The organism is Halomonas sp. DP5N14-9 (assembly GCF_019802175.1).
Taxonomy (GTDB): domain Bacteria; phylum Pseudomonadota; class Gammaproteobacteria; order Pseudomonadales; family Halomonadaceae; genus Halomonas; species Halomonas litopenaei.
In genome coordinates this window covers 1-16,560 of the sequence record NZ_JAHVHR010000009.1, presented here as the reverse complement: position 1 = coordinate 16,560, position 16,560 = coordinate 1, and the positions used below count along the sequence as shown (strand labels likewise).

The 16,560-nt window shown below is 61.9% G+C and carries 14 protein-coding genes and 1 tRNA gene; 8 read left to right on the top strand and 7 right to left on the bottom strand.

Going from position 1 to position 16,560, the window contains the following annotated elements; all coding sequences use genetic code 11:
• Positions 1-8: 8 nt before the first annotated feature.
• The gene (locus KUW00_RS06815; protein WP_222516290.1) at positions 9-905 is read right to left on the bottom strand and encodes a LysR family transcriptional regulator; all 897 of its coding nucleotides are present in this window, start codon (positions 903-905) and stop codon (positions 9-11) included.
• Positions 906-1,175: 270 nt separating this feature from the next.
• Here KUW00_RS06815 and KUW00_RS06810 point away from each other — a divergent pair, with 270 nt between their 5' ends.
• From KUW00_RS06810 to KUW00_RS06800, 3 genes are all read left to right on the top strand, one after another.
• Positions 1,176-2,657 (top strand): sodium:solute symporter, encoded by a 1,482-nt coding sequence (locus tag KUW00_RS06810; protein ID WP_222568638.1) that lies wholly within the window; start codon positions 1,176-1,178, stop codon positions 2,655-2,657.
• Between the two features lie 335 nt (positions 2,658-2,992).
• Entirely contained in the window at positions 2,993-4,984 is a 1,992-nt protein-coding gene (locus KUW00_RS06805) for a methyl-accepting chemotaxis protein (RefSeq protein ID WP_222568637.1), read from the top strand.
• Between the two features lie 166 nt (positions 4,985-5,150).
• On the top strand, positions 5,151-6,281 hold the full coding sequence (locus tag KUW00_RS06800) for a polysaccharide lyase family 7 protein (protein WP_222568636.1): 1,131 nt from the start codon (positions 5,151-5,153) through the stop codon (positions 6,279-6,281).
• A gap of 333 nt (positions 6,282-6,614) precedes the next feature.
• On the opposite strand, the gene KUW00_RS06795 is transcribed toward KUW00_RS06800, so the two are convergent.
• Positions 6,615-6,691: transfer RNA gene (locus KUW00_RS06795), tRNA-Arg, on the bottom strand.
• Between the two features lie 242 nt (positions 6,692-6,933).
• Between KUW00_RS06795 and KUW00_RS06790 the strand changes: the two genes are divergently transcribed.
• Positions 6,934-7,788, top strand: a complete 855-nt coding sequence (locus KUW00_RS06790; protein WP_315901110.1) for a c-type cytochrome — start codon at positions 6,934-6,936, stop codon at positions 7,786-7,788.
• Positions 7,789-7,940: 152 nt separating this feature from the next.
• On the opposite strand, the gene rep is transcribed toward KUW00_RS06790, so the two are convergent.
• The 3 genes from rep to pyrE all read right to left on the bottom strand — a co-directional run bounded on the left by rep (position 7,941) and on the right by pyrE (position 11,292).
• Positions 7,941-10,007 (bottom strand): DNA helicase Rep, encoded by a 2,067-nt coding sequence (rep, locus tag KUW00_RS06785; protein ID WP_222568635.1) that lies wholly within the window; start codon positions 10,005-10,007, stop codon positions 7,941-7,943.
• A complete protein-coding gene (gene trmL / locus KUW00_RS06780; RefSeq protein ID WP_222568634.1) occupies positions 10,004-10,504 on the bottom strand; it encodes a tRNA (uridine(34)/cytosine(34)/5-carboxymethylaminomethyluridine(34)-2'-O)-methyltransferase TrmL in 501 nt (166 codons plus the stop codon). The genes rep and trmL overlap by 4 nt, the downstream gene beginning before the upstream one ends.
• A gap of 98 nt (positions 10,505-10,602) precedes the next feature.
• Positions 10,603-11,292 (bottom strand): orotate phosphoribosyltransferase, encoded by a 690-nt coding sequence (gene pyrE, locus KUW00_RS06775; RefSeq protein WP_222568763.1) that lies wholly within the window; start codon positions 11,290-11,292, stop codon positions 10,603-10,605.
• Positions 11,293-11,410: 118 nt separating this feature from the next.
• Between pyrE and KUW00_RS06770 the strand changes: the two genes are divergently transcribed.
• Positions 11,411-12,178 (top strand): exodeoxyribonuclease III, encoded by a 768-nt coding sequence (locus KUW00_RS06770; RefSeq protein ID WP_222568633.1) that lies wholly within the window; start codon positions 11,411-11,413, stop codon positions 12,176-12,178.
• A gap of 109 nt (positions 12,179-12,287) precedes the next feature.
• Here KUW00_RS06770 and rph read toward each other — a convergent pair whose 3' ends face one another.
• A complete protein-coding gene (rph, locus tag KUW00_RS06765) occupies positions 12,288-13,025 on the bottom strand; it encodes a ribonuclease PH (RefSeq protein WP_045992108.1) in 738 nt (245 codons plus the stop codon).
• 212 nt (positions 13,026-13,237) lie between these two features.
• Between rph and KUW00_RS06760 the strand changes: the two genes are divergently transcribed.
• The 3 genes from KUW00_RS06760 to KUW00_RS06750 all read left to right on the top strand — a co-directional run bounded on the left by KUW00_RS06760 (position 13,238) and on the right by KUW00_RS06750 (position 15,943).
• On the top strand, positions 13,238-14,101 hold the full coding sequence (locus KUW00_RS06760) for a YicC/YloC family endoribonuclease (RefSeq protein WP_222568632.1): 864 nt from the start codon (positions 13,238-13,240) through the stop codon (positions 14,099-14,101).
• A gap of 374 nt (positions 14,102-14,475) precedes the next feature.
• A complete protein-coding gene (locus KUW00_RS06755) occupies positions 14,476-15,696 on the top strand; it encodes a tyrosine-type recombinase/integrase (protein WP_035414229.1) in 1,221 nt (406 codons plus the stop codon).
• A 61-nt stretch (positions 15,697-15,757) separates the two neighbouring features.
• Complete coding sequence (locus tag KUW00_RS06750) at positions 15,758-15,943, top strand: helix-turn-helix transcriptional regulator (protein ID WP_035414227.1); 186 nt, start codon at positions 15,758-15,760, stop codon at positions 15,941-15,943.
• A 164-nt stretch (positions 15,944-16,107) separates the two neighbouring features.
• Here KUW00_RS06750 and KUW00_RS06745 read toward each other — a convergent pair.
• Positions 16,108-16,560: IS30 family transposase (locus tag KUW00_RS06745; RefSeq protein WP_222568631.1), on the bottom strand; the 453-nt coding region annotated here is incomplete at its 5' end.

Below are 16,560 nucleotides of genomic sequence, written 5' to 3'. Positions count from 1 at the left end.
TCCGGCGATCACCGGCCGGGACGTGACATGGGGGGCCGCTCGCCCCCCATGTCGGCGAGCCCGGCCCTGAGGTAGTCCAGCACGTGGTGCGCCGCCACGGACAGCTCGCCGGTCTGGTAGTGCAGGCCGAAGGTGACGCGCCCAAGCTCGGGCAGCCGGTCCGCCCCATCCACGCAGTGCAAGTGGTCGGGGCTGACGCTGCGCGCCAGGGCGGTCACGCCCAGGCCCTCCTCCACCGCGGTGAAGATACCGAGCAGGCTGGTACTGGCGTAGCTCACCCGATAGGGCATCGCCCTGGCCCTCAACGCCGCTTCCGCCGCCGAGCGGTACAGGCACCCCAGGGGATAGGTGACCAGAGGCAGCGGCGCTTCACCCTCCAGCAATGCCGTGTCGCCGACCACCCAGACCAGGTCATCTACCCGGATATCCCGAGCATCGCGATCATCGTCGACCCTTTCCGGCTCCATCACCAGGGCGATATCGTAGTGGTGCCTGTGAAAACGCTGGAGTATGACCCTGCTGATCTCACAGTCGACCTCGACCTCGATATTGGGGTAGACCCGCGCCAGATTCCTCAGCACTCGCGGCACAAATGCCAGCTCGAAATCGTTGGGAATACCTAGCCTTACCTTGCCACTGACGCCCCCTCCGCAAAGCTTCTCCACCAGCCGGTCATTGATCGCCAGCATGGCCCTGGCTTCCTGGTAGAGATAGTCACCATCCTGGGTCATTTCCAGCTGACTTCCGCGCAGAAACAGGCGAGTACCCAGCATCTCCTCGAGCTTCTTCATCTGCAGGCTGATGGCGGGCTGGGAACGCCCCAGGCGCTCTCCTGCCGCGGTAAAGCCTCCCAGCTCATTGATGGTCACGAAGGTACGCAATAACTCACTCGGTATCGTCTTCAACCTGGGGCCTCATTGGCATAGATCATGCATCGATTTGTCGTTCTTATTGGTCGCATCAGCGGCAAGAAAATACCTTGAATCTGTCGATGGAAATCGACGCTACCTCTCGACGACTGCCGATTGTCGACGTCCAACAACAAACAATAGAGGCTTCCTCATGAACTCCTGGGTATTGACCACCTTTGCCATTCTAACGCTCTACATGCTGATTCACACCGGTGCAGCCTACCTGCGTCGAGAACTCAAGGCCCGCCAACCGAGGTGACGCACATGGACTCCTTTACCCTGTTCAATTGGGCGCTTCTGCTGATGACCTTCGGCCTGATGCTCTATCTGGGCTACCTGTCCTCGCGGCGCATGCACAAGGATGACGCTGCGGGCTTCCTGGTCGCCGGGCGCTCGCTGGGGGCCTTCGTCGGTGCCGGTACCATCGTTGCCACCGGATTCAGCGGCTGGGGCTTCATGGGCTCGCCTGGGGTCACCTACCAGTTTGGTGCCATCGAGGTGCTGGGCAACTTCTTCTTTGCACCGGCGATGGTCATCGCGGTGCTCTACTTCGCCCGCTTCATGCAGCGCAAGGCGATCGAGATGGGCAGCAACACCATCCCCGAGTACATCGGCCAGTCCCACGGCGGCGGCGCCATGGGGCGAGTACTGCAGGCGGTATCGGCGATCATCACCGTGGTGCTGCTGCTGGTCTTCCTGACCAGTCAGATCAAGGCGGTGGGGCTTCTGGGGGCCAGCTGGCTGGGCATCGAGCTCGACCAGAGCGCCATGCTAATGGTCGGGGTGATCATCCTCTACACCATGCTCGGGGGGCTGGCCGCGGTGGCCTGGACCGACACCATCATGGTCTGGGGCATGGCCCTGGCGGCGGTCATCATCGTCATCCAGATGCTGACCACCATTGACGTGAACGAGTGGGAAAGCGGCTTGAACGCCATCGACCCGGAGCTGTTGAACCCGACCAACGGGGCCCACTACGGCGCCTCCAGAGGCAACGTCTTCCTGGTCCTGCCCTACGCCTTTCTGTTCGCGGCGGTGCTGCCGTTCATGGCGATCCGCTTCCTGGCCTTCAAGCCCGAGGTCAAGCTGCACAAGGTCGGTATCTACGTCGCGGTGCTCGGCGGCCTGCTCAGTCTGATTCCGCTGGTCGGGCTCTACGTCAGGGTCAAGCTGCCGGGACTGGCGGACCCCGACAGCGCCATGCCGGTCTATCTCGAGCAGTTCATGCATCCGGCGATCCAGGGCGTCATCACCTTGTTCATCATCTTCGCCATGAAGTCCACCGCCAACTCCCTTTTGCACACCGTGGCCTCCAGCGTCTCCCACGACCTGCGCCTGGCGATCTTTGCCGAACGCCAGCCTTCGGCACGGCGTGTCCTGGGCCTGAACCGGGCCGCAGTGCTGGTGCTCGGGGTGCTGGCGCTGCTGATGATGCTCTACGCACCGCCCTTCATGCTGTCCTGGCTCGGCATCCTTGGCACCGGCACCCTGCTCGCCAGCCTGATCGGACCGGTGTTCATCTCGACCTTCTGGCAGGGCTCGGCCTGGGGGGCGCTGGCGGCCATGCTCGGCGGCTTCTTCACCAGCGGCTACATGATGCTGTTCGCCGATGTGGGCTGGTTGATCGGTCCGCTGACCGGCTGCGTGGTGTCGTCGGCTCTGTATATCGGCGTGACCCTCGTCGGCCGTAGCCATCGCGCCCATGCCCGCCATCCGAACGCATCCCTCCCTGACCACCCTGCTTGACCGAAGCCCCCCCGACTCGCCTTCAGGGCTAGAGCTCTGAGGTTCGGGCAAAAAGACAGGCCGCCTTCCGAGGCGGCCATTCTCTTGAAACCTCCGTCACCCAGCGAATAATCGCGGTCGAACCTGAGCATCAGGGCCGAGAACCGGCTGCTCTCATGACCCAGATCATTGGCGCGAAGCGCTTTAGCATATTCCTCTAAACTTGACGCTTTCATGGGTCGATAACCCTGGCATCGCTGCTAATCGGAGGCAGTCCGAGCGATGAGCAAGCCAGGATATGACTTCGCTCATGCCATGACTGCCGGTTGGCCCCTCCCAGCATGAGCCCTCTGCCAATGACATCACTCCTTGATCGCCTGACCATGGGAAGAAAGTTCTTCCTGGTGCTTTTCTTGCCGCTGCTTTCCATCCTGTGGATGACGCTCTCCACGGTGCTGGAACGTCAGGCGGTCGTTACCCGGATGGACAATCTTCAAGAGGTGGCGATCCTCGGGCGTCATTCGGCCAATCTGGTGCACGAACTTCAGCGCGAACGGGGGATGACGGCCGCCTTTCTCAGCAGTCAGGGCCGCAACTATCATACAGAGCTACCGGTGCAACGTGAGGCGACCAATACCCAGGCCGAATCATTTGACCGCTACATCGCTGACATCGATTTTTCCCACCACGACCCTCGAATCGAAGCACAGGTCGATCTAGCAAAGCGTCTGCTTGAGGAGAAGGATGACCTACGGCGTAAGGTCGATGGTCTCGACATCTCTGCCGAAGCATCGACGGACGCTTATACCAACATCAACGAGGCGCTGATCGATATCGTCGCCAAGCTGACCTTTGGCGTCGATCAAGGAGAAGTCGCCCGTCAGCTGACGGCCTATTACGACCTTTTGAACATCAAGGAGCTGGCCGGCATAGAACGGGCGGTACTGGCGGCATCTTTCAGCGCCGACGCGATATCGCCAGTAATGTTCAGGAAGCTGCTTTCGTTGATCGTGAAGTCCGATGTGCACAAGAAGAACTTCTTCGAGCTTTCATCACCGAGGGTTCAGGAGGAGCTCAAGACGCTGACCGACAGCGCACTTGGCGAGCGTTTGAATGCCATGCGCAGCGTGGTCCTCGAAAAGGCCTCAAGCGGCGGCTTCGGTATCGATCACCAGGAGTGGTTCGAGGCCCAGACCGAGTATATCGATGGCATTCAGCAGATCTCCCGGTCGGCAGAGCAGTACCTCCTGGCACGTATTGACGACTTGCAGAAAGCGTCCTTCAGCTACCTGCTCAAGCACGCCCTGGTCATGCTTGCCGTCCTGCTCGTCACCCTTGCCTTTTCGATCATCACCGCCCGCAGCGTGGTGCGTCCTCTAAAGATTGCCCTGATGGACATCAGCGAGCAGAAGGATGATCTGACCAAGCGACTGGCGGTCCCTGGCAAGGACGAACTATCGCAGCTTTACCGCGCCTTCAACGACTCGCTGAGCAATATTGCCAGCCTGGTGGTCAACCTGAAGAAGAGCGCCAGCGCCGTCGAGGCGGTCAGTGGAGAAATCACCAGGGGCAACCAGGACCTGGCGAGCAGAACGGAGCAGCAGGCGGCCTCACTGATCCAGACCGCTTCCAGCATGGAGCAGATCACCGCCACCGTGAAGCAGACCTCGGACTCCGCTCGCCAGGCGCAGGAAATGACCCGTGAAGTCGCCTGCCGCGCCAACGATCTGAGCCAGACCGCCGCCCAGACCCACACGGCCATGGAACAGATTCGCGACGCCAACCAGGAAGTCACCAGGATCGTCGAGGCCATCGACGACATCGCCTTCCAGACCAATATTCTGGCCCTGAACGCTTCGGTGGAGGCGGCACGCGCCGGCGACCAGGGTCGAGGGTTTTCGGTGGTGGCCTCGGAGGTGCAGAAACTCGCCAGCCGCTGCGCAGAGGAAGCCACCCTGATCCGCCGGTTGATCACCACCAGTACGCAGCGGGTCGACAAGGGGGAGCGACTGGTGGCTTCCACCAGCGAGGCACTGGTCACCATCTCCGAGCATGCCCAGCAGACGGCGACCCTGGTGTCGGAGATTTCCACCGCGGCGACCGAGCAGTCGCTGGGTATCGAACAGATCACTCAGGCACTGGCGCAACTCGAGGACGTCACCCAGCGCAACACCGGCCTGGTCGAACGCGTTGCCACCGCCAGCGAGTCCCTCGACAAGCGGGCTCGCGACATGGCCTCGCTGGTGGGCCGCTTCAAGGTTGATGTGCCAACGGCCCTTCACGCCACGTCGGAAGACGGGCTGCTTATCGGCTCACCCCAGGACACCCTTGTCGACTGCCACGCATAGGCCCTACAGGTTCCCCGCCTTGCCGCCCTTCCGGGCGGCTTTTTTTATCAGGCATGGAACCCATTCAAACAAAACCTCGTTTTATTTTTAATGAATCATCTTTGACAATATTGAAACGCAATTCTAGCCTTGCTGATGCCACCCCTGCACAACAAGGAACAACGCCGTGCTCGAACACGACCATCTCAGCCGTTTTCACTCCCACCGCCATTCCCTTTGCCAGCCCCTTTACCAGTCTCTTCGACACCCCCTTCGCAAGCCCCTGATCGTCGCGCTGTCGGCCCTGGCCGTCTCCTCCTTCGGTGTATCCTCCATGGCCGCCGACGAGGGTACGCCACCGGCGCAAGTCTTCGACCTGACGACCTGGAAGTTGACCCTGCCCATGGACGCTGACGGCGACGACGACGTCGACGAGATATCGGTCGGCGAGCTTCAGTCCTATCAACATCCGGACTACTACTATCTGAACGACAACAATCATCTGGTCTTCGTGACCCCCAATAGCGCCTTCACCACCCCCAATTCCAGCAATGCACGCACGGAACTGCGCCAGATGCTGGCCGGCGCCGACGACGCCTTCGGCCCCAAGGCACCTGAGCAGAACTTTGCCCTCGCCTCTCACCCCGAGGCTGACCGCTACGCCCAGATCGGCGGCTACCTCGATGCCACGCTGCGGGTCGATCACGTCGCCGAGCGCACCGACAAGCCCGACCGGGCGGCGGCCTACTCGGTGGTCATCGGCCAGATCCACGCCGGCAAGGACGAAGCGGTGCTGGCCCAGGACAATGGCTTCGGCCACGGCAACGAACCGCTGAAGATCTACTACAAGAAGTTTCCCGACCACGAGACCGGCTCGGTGTTCTGGAACTACGAACGCAACCTCGAGAAGGATGACCCCGAGCGCATCGATATCAGCCACGCGGTGTGGGGCAACGACTGGAGCGGCAGCGAGGATCCGGGCGAAGAGGGCATCGCCCTGGGCGAGAGCTTCCGCTATCGGGTCGAGGTCAAGGACGACGTCATGCACCTGACCTTCGCGTCAGACGGCCACCCCACCCGCACCTTCGAGCAGAACCTGGCCGACAACGTCGGTCCCGACGGCGAGGTCGACGAGGCCGACCATCCGCACGGCTACGCCGGTGACTGGATGTACTTCAAGGCGGGGTCCTATAACCAGTGCAACACCAAGCCGGAATCTGGCGCCTGCCTGGGTACCGGGGTGTGGGAGACGGACCAGCAACACGGCAACTACGCCCAGGTCGTGTTCAGCGAGCTGGATAGCGGCCCGGTCGAGTAAGAGTCCAGCGAGCGCCCGGTAACGTCCACGCCAGAGAAGAGAAACGTCCACGCCAGAGAAGCGTAACGTTCCCGCCAGGGGAGAAGCTGCCGCTCGCTCCTGGCCTACGGCGCTCGGCAACAAAGGCCGACTTGATCCAGATCAGCAAAGGCGCTTTCGCCTCAAGGGCGAACTTCGGCAGAAAACCGTGCACTTTCAAGCATGTGCTCGTGCAGCAATGGGCAAATTCAACGGCAGTGAATGGCCCGATTCGAGCGCTCGATGCCCCCCTGCCGACCTACCATCCAGACATGAAAAAGGGCCTACGACAGCGTCGTAAGCCCTTGAATTCTATGGCGCGCCCTAAAGGATTCGAACCTTTGACCTTTGCCTCCGGAGGGCAACGCTCTATCCAGCTGAGCTAAGGGCGCGCGGTGCCGCCTGAACCTGTCACGCGGCGAGCCATATCCTACCTTGCGCACCCGCCGGTGTCCACCCAAGGGCATGCCCAAGCCCCGCAGCGCCACCTTCCCGGCGACGGGCGACATTTTCCCGTCTCGAGCGATCTCGCTATACTGCCGGCACAGCGTGACGCCCGGCGATAGGGACGATGGCCGTGCTCGGCGCCACCAACAATAACTTCCATCAAGCGACCGTTACAGAGGTGGTGAGAGTGAAATCCAGCAAGCTGATCATGGGGTGTCTGATCACCCTGGGCCTGGGCTCCGGCCAGGCGATGGCACAGGACGATGCCGAGCGTGACGCCATGGCCGAGCGCCTGGCCCCGGTAGGTTCTGTGTGCCTCGAAGGCCAGGAATGTGGCAGCGCCATGGCCGCCGCGTCAGGCGGCGGTGACGCCGCAGCGTCGGGCGGTGGCGTCGATGGCGAAGCCGTCTACGGCGGCATCTGCATGGCCTGCCACGATACCGGCGTCGCCGGTGCACCCAAGCGCGGCGACGAAGCGGCCTGGGCCGAACGCACCACCAAGGGCTTCGACACCCTGCTGGATCACGCTCTTAACGGTTTCAATGCGATGCCGGCCCGTGGCGGCAACCCGAACCTGTCCGATGAAGAAGTCCATGCGGCGGTGGCCTACCTGGTCGAGCCGGTGATGGAAGTGCCGTCAAGCGACGCAGGCGCCAGCGAGGCGGCCCCCGCCGAAGAGACAACATCGGACGACAGCGCCGCTGCCAGCGACGAAGCAGCAGGTGAGGACGCTGCCGCTACCGATGCGGCTGGCGACGACGCCGCTGCGGCCGATGCAGGCTCTGCCGAGGTCGACCCGGCGGTGGCGGCCATCGATGGTGAAGCGGTATACGGCGGCATCTGCATGGCGTGCCATGAAGCCGGTGTCGCCGGCGCCCCGGTTCGCGGTGACGCCGCCGCCTGGGAGCCGCGCCTGGCCAAGGGCATGGACACCCTCTATGACCACGCCATCAACGGTTTCAACGCGATGCCGCCCAAGGGTGGCAACCCGAGTCTGTCCGATGACGAGATCAAGGCGGCCGTCATTTACATGACCCAGTAAATCGACTCACGCGATATAGCAGCGGGGCGCCCATGGGCGCCCCGTTTGCGTTGGTCTGCTGGCGAGGCCTGGTCCTGCACTCGGGTCGTGCCAAGCCTTGATGCCATCGGGCTTATCCACAGCCTGTGGCGATCCAGCGACTGTGGATGGATTCAGTCCAGCAGCGAGCGCAGCCCGGCGATGGCGCTCTTGCCCCGCTCCTGCTTGCGCTCGGGGTCTTCCCGATCGGCGCGCCCTTCCCACTCCAGATCATCCGGCGGCAACTCGTCGAGGAAGCGGCTGGGGGCGCAGTCCATCAGCTCTCCGTAGGCCTTGCGCTGGCGCGCCAGCGTCATGGTCAGGGTACGCCGGGCACGGGTGATGCCAACGTAGGCCAGGCGGCGCTCCTCCTCCACGGTGCCGGCCTCGATGGAGTTGCGGTGAGGCAACAGCTCTTCCTCGAGACCCATCAGGTAGACGTGGGGGAACTCGAGGCCCTTGGAGGCGTGCATGGTCAGCAATTGAACACGATCCGAGTCATCTTCTTCCGCCTGTTGCTCGAGGATATCGCGCAATACCAGGCGCGAGATCGCCGATTGCACATCGTCGGTTTCGGTATCGGTGCTGGCGGTGTTCTCTTCCGGATCAGCCTGCATCGACTTCTCGAGCTGGTCGATCAGGATCCACACGTTGGCCATGCGCCGCTCGGCGATGGTGGGGGCGCTGGCGTTCTGGTAGAGCCAGGCCTCGTAGTCCATCTCGCGCATCATCTCACGGATCGCGGCGATGGCATCGCCCTGATCCATGCGACGGCGCACGCCATCGATAAAGTGGGTGAACCGCGTCAGGCGCTCCACCGCGCGGGCCGGCAGCTGCTCGGCCAGCCCCAGCTCGTGACAGGCGGCAAACAACGAGACGCCGCGCTCGGTGGCGTAGTTGGCGAGCTTCTCCAGGGTGGTCGGGCCGATCTCGCGACGCGGCACGTTGACGATACGCAGGAAGGCGTTGTCGTCGGCCGGATTGATCAACAGCCGCAGGTAGGCCATGGCGTCCTTGATCTCGCCCCGGGAAAAGAACGAGGTACCGCCGGACAGCTTGTAGGGAATCTGGTAGTGCTGCAGCTTCAATTCCAGCAGGCGCGCCTGGAAGTTGCCGCGGTAGAGCACCGCGAAGTCACGCCATTCGGCGCGCTCCTTGATCCGGCGAGTCAGGATCTCGCTGGCGACCCGCTCGGTCTCGGCCTCCTCGTGGCGCGTGACCACCACCCGGATCGGATCGCCCTGGCCCATGTCCGACCACAGGGTCTTGTCGTAGACGTGGGGGTTGTTGGCGATCAGGGTGTTGGCGGCGCGCAGGATGGTGCCGGTGGAGCGGTAGTTCTGCTCCAGCTTGATCACCTTGAGCCGCGGAAAGTCCTCGCCCAGGGTCACCAGGTTCTCCGGCCGGGCACCGCGCCAGGCGTAGATCGACTGGTCATCGTCGCCGACCACGGTGAAGGTCTGGCGCTCGGCCATCAGCATGCGTACCAGCATGTACTGGCTGACGTTGGTGTCCTGATACTCGTCCACCAGCATGTAGTGGATCTTGCGCCGCCAGCGGGCCAGCGCCTCGGGGTCGTCGCGCAGCAACACCACCGGCAGCAGGATCAGGTCATCGAAGTCCACCGCGTTGTAGGCCTTGAGGTGGCGAACGTAGGCCTCGTAGACCCGGGCGGCGTACTGCTCGTCTTCGGTGGCGGCGTGGGACAGCGCCTGGCCGGGCAGGATCAGGTCGTTCTTCCAGTTGGAGATCACTCCCTGGACCTGATTGATCTGGTCGGCGTCGACCTGGGCGTCCTTGTTCATCAGGTCGCGCAGCAGCGCCTTGGCGTCTTCCGGGTCGAACAGCGAAAAGCCCGGCTTGTAGCCCAGTGCCTTGAGTTCGCCGCGAATGATGTTGAGGCCGAGCGTGTGGAAGGTCGACACCGTCAGGCCGTGGCCTTCACGCCCCTGCAGCATCGAGCTGACCCGCTCCTTCATCTCGCGGGCAGCCTTGTTGGTAAAGGTCACCGCGGCGATGCGCCGGGCGCTCATGCCGCACTCCTGGATCAGGTAGGCGATCTTGGTAGTGATCACGCTGGTCTTGCCGGAGCCTGCCCCGGCCAGCACCAGGCAGGGACCGTCGATGAAGTGCACGGCCTCGCGCTGACGCGGGTTGAGGCCGCGGATACGTTCGCGGATCGTCTTCACGGGTGCGTTCATGCGTCGTCCTGGGCGCCGGGCTGGACATCGAGTCGCGCCGCGCCGTCGAAATCGAGTTGTCGCCAGGCCTCGAACACCAGCACCGCACAGGCGTTGGACAGGTTCAGGCTGCGGCTGTCCGGCAGCATCGGGATGAGCAGGCGCTGCTCCGGCGGCAGTGCATCGAGCATCGCCTGGGGCAGGCCACGGGTCTCGGGGCCGAACACCAGGGCGTCGCCGGAACGATAGTCGGGCTCATGGTAACCACGCCGCCCACGGGTCGAGACGGCGAAGACCCGAGAGGGCGAAACCTCGTCGAGGAACGTCTGCCAGTCGGCGTGGACCCGGACCCGCGCCCACTCATGGTAGTCCAGCCCCGCGCGCCTGAGGCGCTTATCGTCTAGGGTAAAGCCTAACGGCTCAATAAGGTGCAGGCGAAATCCGGTATTGGCGCACAGGCGTATCAGATTGCCGGTGTTCGGCGGAATCTCGGGTTGATAGAGCACCACGTCGAGCATTGGACATCACCAGGATCGCGGCGGAGGACGATGTGAGGCAGGGAGATCACCGAGGCCCTCCAGGGAGGAAGACCTCGGCGCAAGGAAGCCATAGCGACTCAGGCGCTGACGCCGTAGCGTTCGCGGTAGGCGCGGATGGCGTCGGCGTGGGGTTTGAGGGTATCGCCCCCGCTCTGTTCGAGGTAGGCCAGCACCTGGTCGAGGCCAACGATGCTGACCACCGGGATGCCGAACTCGGCCTGCACCTGCTGGATGGCGCTCTTGTCGGTGTCGTCACTGGCGCGCTCCTGCCGGTCCAGCGCCACCACCACCCCGGCGGCCTGGGCGCCGGCGCCGTCGATCAGCCCCATCACCTCACGGATCGCCGTACCGGCGGTGATCACGTCATCGATGATCATGATACGACCGTCGAGCGCGGCCCCGACGATGTTGCCGCCTTCGCCGTGGTCCTTGGCCTCCTTGCGATTGAACGCAAAGGGCAGATCACGGTCATGATGGTCAGCCAGCGCCACGGCGGTGGTCGCCGCCAGCGAAATGCCCTTGTAGGCCGGACCGAACAGCACGTCGGCCCCGATCCCGCTTTGCTCGATGGCCTTGGCGTAGAAGCGCCCGAGGCGCGCCAGGGCGCGGCCGGTCTTGAACAGGCCGGCGTTGAAGAAGTACGGGCTCACCCGCCCCGACTTCAGGGTGAACTCACCGAAACTGAGCACGCCCTCGCCGATGGCGAACTCGATGAACTCCCGCTGGTAGGGATGAAGGCGCGCCGCGCCTGGCGGTTGAGGTGCCATGTCAGCCACGAGGCCTCCTGTCCAATTGCCTGGCCTTATCACGTTTTTCTCGACCGGCCATTTACCCAAACGTCGAAACGTCGGGTATCATACACGCGCGACGCAAAAGGGACCACGTATGAAAATCGCCACCATCAATGTAAACGGCATCCGCGAGGCCGTCGGTCGAGGCTTTCTCGACTGGCTCGCCAACCAGGACGCCGACGTTGTCTGCGTCCAGAACATCAAGGCCAAAAGCTTCGAGCTGGACGACAGCATTCTTTATCCTGAGGGCTACGAGGGTTACTTCCTCGACGCCGAACAGGACGGTTTCTCAGGGGTCGGCCTCTACTGCCGCAAGATCCCCAAGGCCATCATGTACGGCCTGGGCTTCCCCCAGTGCGACCATGAAGGACGCTTTCTGCAGGCCGACTACGATCGCTTCTCGATCGCCAGCTTCCTGATGCCCGACGGCAGCGATCCTGACGCCAAGCAGGCGTTCATGGCCCAGTACCAGGAGTACCTGTCGAAGATGGCTCGCAAGCGCCGCGAGTACATCATCTGCGGCACCTGGCACATCGCCCACAAGACCATCGATCTGGCCAACTGGGCCGACAACCAGACGACGCCCGGCTTCAAGGCCGAAGAGCGCGCCTGGATGGACCAGGTGTTCGGCCCCACCGGCTTCATCGACACCTTCCGCGAGATCAACCGCGACGGTGACGAGTACACCTGGTGGCCGGCGCTGGACCAGGATCAGCCGCGCTCCCGTCAGGACGGCTGGCGCCTGGACTACCAGATCGTCGGGCCGAACTTCCGTCGCCATATCACCGACGCCTGGATCGACTACGACGCCACCTTCTCGGAGTTCGCGCCGCTGATCGTCGAGTACGACCTGCAACTGTAAGCCTCCCTTCGTCGCCGTCTGGCCCGGGTCCGGGGCCGGACACGAAAGCGCCGGCCCCTCAGGGGGCCGGCGCCTTCGTTCATGCGACTCATCTCGTCACGGCGACCGCTCAGGCACGATTGCCGAGCGCCTCACGCTGGTGCTCGAACAGCTCGTTACCGGCCTTTTCGGCCAGATCCAGCATGGCGTTGAGCTGACCACGGGTGAAGGTGCCGGACTCCGCGGTGCCCTGGACTTCGATCAGCTCGCCGGATTCGCTCAGCACCACGTTCATGTCGGTATCGGCGCTGGAGTCTTCCGGGTAGTCGAGATCCACCACCGGCTGACCGCGATAGAGCCCCACCGACACCGAGCTTACCAGCTGCGAAAAGGGGTCGGTCTTGATCAGCTTCTCGCGCTGCAGGTAGCGGATGGCGTCGATCAGTGCCACGCAGCCCCCGGTAATCGAAGCGGTACGCGTGCCACCATCGGCCTGGATCACGTCGCAGTCCACGGTGATGGTGAACTCGCCAAGCTTCTTCAGGTTCACCGCCGCGCGCAGCGAACGCCCGATCAGACGCTGGATCTCCAGGGTGCGACCGCCCTGCTTGCCGCGTGACGCCTCGCGCCCGCTGCGCGAGTGGGTCGCTCTCGGCAGCATGCCGTACTCGGCGGTGACCCAGCCCTGCTTCTTGCCCCGCAACCAGCGCGGCACGCCGGCCTCGACGCTGGCGTTGCACAGCACCTTGGTATCACCGAACTCGACCAGCACCGAGCCTTCGGCGTGGCGGGTGTAGTCACGGGTGAGACGAATCTCGCGAGTCTGGTCAAAAGCGCGTCCGCTGGGACGACGGATGTCCGTGGACATGGCACCTCTCTTGGTCGACACGCCTCTTGCCGCGGCATCGCCTGGCGCAGCGAAGGGGACGACGTCGATCATGGAATGGAAAACGAAGGCCGCCCATTCTACACGCCTTGGCCGATGAATCGGGTACACTGCGCTCACCGGTGTCGAGCCCACCCTCGACGGCCCTGCGACACCACCGTGCCCGACACCAGGAAATCGCCAGGAGACCCGCCATGGTTCACAGCATGACCGCCTTTTCGCGCCAGAACCTCGAGGCCGAGTGGGGCAGCCTGCAGCTCGAGCTGCGCAGCGTGAACCAGCGCTACCTGGAGCCGCACTTCCGTCTGCCCGAGGCCCTGCGTGACCTCGAACCCGGCTTCCGCGACGCCCTGCGCAAGCGCCTGGCCCGGGGCAAGATCGAGTGCACCCTGCGCTTCGATGCCAGCGACAAGAGCGACAGCCTGAGCGTCAACCACGAGCGCCTCACCGCCCTGTCATCGGCACTGGCCGAGGTACGCGCCACCCTGCCCGAGGTGCACATGCCCGACGCCCTGGCCATGCTCGGCCATCCTGGGGTGCTCGAAGGCGGTGGGCTCGATCTGGACGCGGTCAAGCAAGCCGCCAACCAGATGTTCAAGCAGGCCCTGAATGACCTGGTGGAAGGCCGTGCGCGGGAAGGCGAGCAGCTCAAGGCGCTGATCGAGGAGCGCCTGGCGGCCATCCATGAGCTGGTGGCCGAGGTACGCGAAAGGATGCCGCAGATCCTCGAACGCCAGCGCACCCAGCTCGAGGAGAAGCTCGCCAACCTCAACGTCGAGCTCGACCCCCACCGGCTCGAGGCCGAGGTGGTGCTGATGGCCCAGAAGGCCGACGTCGCCGAGGAGCTCGACCGCCTCGATACCCACGTCACCGAAGTCGGCCGCCAGCTCAAGCAAAAGGGCCCCATCGGCCGCCGCCTGGACTTCCTGATGCAAGAGCTGAACCGCGAGGCCAACACCCTGTCATCCAAGTCCGTGGTCGCCGACACCACCCGCTGCGCGGTGGAATTGAAGGTGCTGATCGAGCAGATGCGCGAGCAGATTCAGAACATCGAGTAGAATCCACCAAAGGCCATCAAAAACCATTAAACCAATGTTTTTAAATGGAAAAAAGGTGCAAGAAGTCCACCAAGTTCCACCAACCTCCCCGGAAATCCAGATCATATAGGGGAGTAAAACGGGGAGAAAAAGTATTGCCTCTCCTCCCTCCGACACATACCCTTACAGATACTCCCCAGCTATGTCGATCCGAGTGCATGACCGGGAGCAAGTGGGGGGGTGCCCGCTGGCACTCTAAATGCCGTTGGAAAAAGGCCCACTAGGCGCCAGTGACGAGCTCATATGACATTAAGCCGACTATCTAGCCCAAGCCTAGCCCGAGTAGTTATCAAACGGTCGTTTGTTTTATTTTCCGCGGGGGACGAGAGGAAATAATGGGAAGCCTTACCGCCAAGAAGAGCCAGTCGCTTGTCAAGGAGGGTAAAGCAGGGCGCTACAGCGACGGCAACGGCCTATACCTGATGATACCGAGGAAAGGAACTCCTTACTGGATGTTGCGATACACGCTGTTTGGCAAGCGGCGTGAGATGACGCTGGGCAAACATGCCCACCTCTCTCTCGCCGAGGCTCGGACGAAAGCGGTTGAAAACCAGAAGTCTATACGCGAAGGCCTTGACCCCATCGAGGAACGCAAACGCGATAGCCAAGCCTTGATCAGGACAGTGGAGGACCTGTTTGCTGACTGGTACCCAGAGCTAGAGAGAAGACTCAAGCACCCAGCTATCCCAAAGCGGATATACAAAAAAGAAGTGGCGCCCCTCATCGGGGGTAGATCGCTGGATGCTGTCACCCCAATTGATATCCGTGAAATAATTAGAAGAGTAACAAATAGCGGTAGGCCGACAATAGCTAATGACACACTGATGTATCTTAAACAGATGTTCAACCACGCCATAAAACTGGGAATTTTAACTTACAACCCAGCATCCGCTTTCAACGTCAACGACGCAGGCGGTATTGAGAAAAGCCGCGATAGGGTTTTGAGCCTCGATGAGATTCGCAACGTTTTCCAAGCCTTCAGAGACAATAGCGACAGCTTCAGCCGCGACAACTACCTCGCCTGCGCGCTACTGCTCGTCCTGGGGGTACGTAAGACCGAACTTACCGAAGCCCAGTGGTCAGAATTCGACCTTAAGAACGGCCGGTGGAACCTGAGCGGTGAGCGCAGTAAGACAGGCGCCGGGATCGTCATTCCCCTCCCACCGCAAACCATCGGCTGGCTGGAAGAGCTCAAGATCCGTGCCTGCGGCTCGGACTATGTCTTTCCTAATCGCCGCAGCAGTAAGCGGGCCCACATGGGCAAAGACACGCTGAATCGTGCCATTGCCAAGCTATTTGGCAAGGAGCCTGGCAAGAAGCCGCAACCAGAGAACCGGATGGGCGATATCACCGAGTTTACTGTGCATGATCTACGCCGCACCTGCCGCAGCTTGCTCGCTGCCGTTGGTGTACCGGGGCATGTCGCGGAGCGTTGCTTGAATCACAAGCTCAAGGGCGTCGAAGGCATCTACGACCGTTACGACTACTTCGACGAGCGAAAAGAAGCGATTATCAAGGTCGCAAATCTTCTTGGCCCTGCAATAAATCTTCCCTAACTCACAACGTAAATTTCTACACACCAACAACATCTCATGAGCCAATTCTGGAGAAAGCGCCATGAGACTAATCAAGCTTAAAGATGTCACCAGCCTTACAGGTCTTGCACGCTCCACCATTTACAAATACATTTCCGAAGAAAGATTCCCAAAACCAGTATCCTTGGGAGAAAGAAATGTCGCCTGGGTAGAGGAAGAAATTCAGGACTGGATCCTAGAAAAAATAGCCGAAAGAGACCTTGCATAAATAGGGTAAAAAAACACGCTCGTCATTCCACCTAGCCGCAACATTCCCGCCGACTAAAAAAATACCGCTCCACCAGCCGACACAGCTTCCTAAGCAGGAAGCTGTGTCGGCATTATCATGTTATTTTTTCAAAGGCATGGCGGTCTCAACCTACAAGCGCAACACTATTGGAGTGCCGGAGATCCGGGCACTGACTTCTGGAGAACCTCCGCGTATACCTCCAGAGGCGTCTTGGCGTTCAACGTCTCTCTAGGCCTGGTATTGAGTGAGTCTGCGATCTCATCGAGCTCCTCCTGGGTGTAGGTCGATAGGTCCGTTCCTTTGGGCAGATACTGTCGAAGCAGACCATTGGTATTCTCGTTAGACCCACGTTGCCACGGGCTGTGTGGATCGGCGAAGTAGATGGCTGTCCCGGTACGTTGGGTTATTTCGGCATGCTTGACCATCTCGCTCCCTTGGTCGTAGGTCATCGACAGCCGTAGTGAGCGTGGAACATGGTTCAATTTGTCACTAAAGCCGACCATCGCATCCGTCGCGGTCGTACCGTCCATTTTCACCAGGATGACGAAGCGTGTCGTGCGCTCAACCAACGTGCCTACGGCAGAACGGTTGCTGGC

What these genes read in the sequence shown, in the direction of transcription:
- rph (WP_045992108.1), bottom strand. Translation starts at nt 13,025, where the DNA reads ATGTCCACGGACATCCGTCGTCCCAGCGGACGCGCTTTTGACCAGACT.
- KUW00_RS06760 (WP_222568632.1), top strand. Translation starts at nt 13,238, where the DNA reads ATGGTTCACAGCATGACCGCCTTTTCGCGCCAGAACCTCGAGGCCGAG.
- KUW00_RS06755 (WP_035414229.1), top strand. Translation starts at nt 14,476, where the DNA reads ATGGGAAGCCTTACCGCCAAGAAGAGCCAGTCGCTTGTCAAGGAGGGT.
- rep (WP_222568635.1), bottom strand. Translation starts at nt 10,007, where the DNA reads ATGAACGCACCCGTGAAGACGATCCGCGAACGTATCCGCGGCCTCAAC.
- KUW00_RS06805 (WP_222568637.1), top strand. Translation starts at nt 2,993, where the DNA reads ATGACATCACTCCTTGATCGCCTGACCATGGGAAGAAAGTTCTTCCTG.
- KUW00_RS06810 (WP_222568638.1), top strand. Translation starts at nt 1,176, where the DNA reads ATGGACTCCTTTACCCTGTTCAATTGGGCGCTTCTGCTGATGACCTTC.
- pyrE (WP_222568763.1), bottom strand. Translation starts at nt 11,292, where the DNA reads ATGGCACCTCAACCGCCAGGCGCGGCGCGCCTTCATCCCTACCAGCGG.
- KUW00_RS06750 (WP_035414227.1), top strand. Translation starts at nt 15,758, where the DNA reads ATGAGACTAATCAAGCTTAAAGATGTCACCAGCCTTACAGGTCTTGCA.
- KUW00_RS06770 (WP_222568633.1), top strand. Translation starts at nt 11,411, where the DNA reads ATGAAAATCGCCACCATCAATGTAAACGGCATCCGCGAGGCCGTCGGT.
- trmL (WP_222568634.1), bottom strand. Translation starts at nt 10,504, where the DNA reads ATGCTCGACGTGGTGCTCTATCAACCCGAGATTCCGCCGAACACCGGC.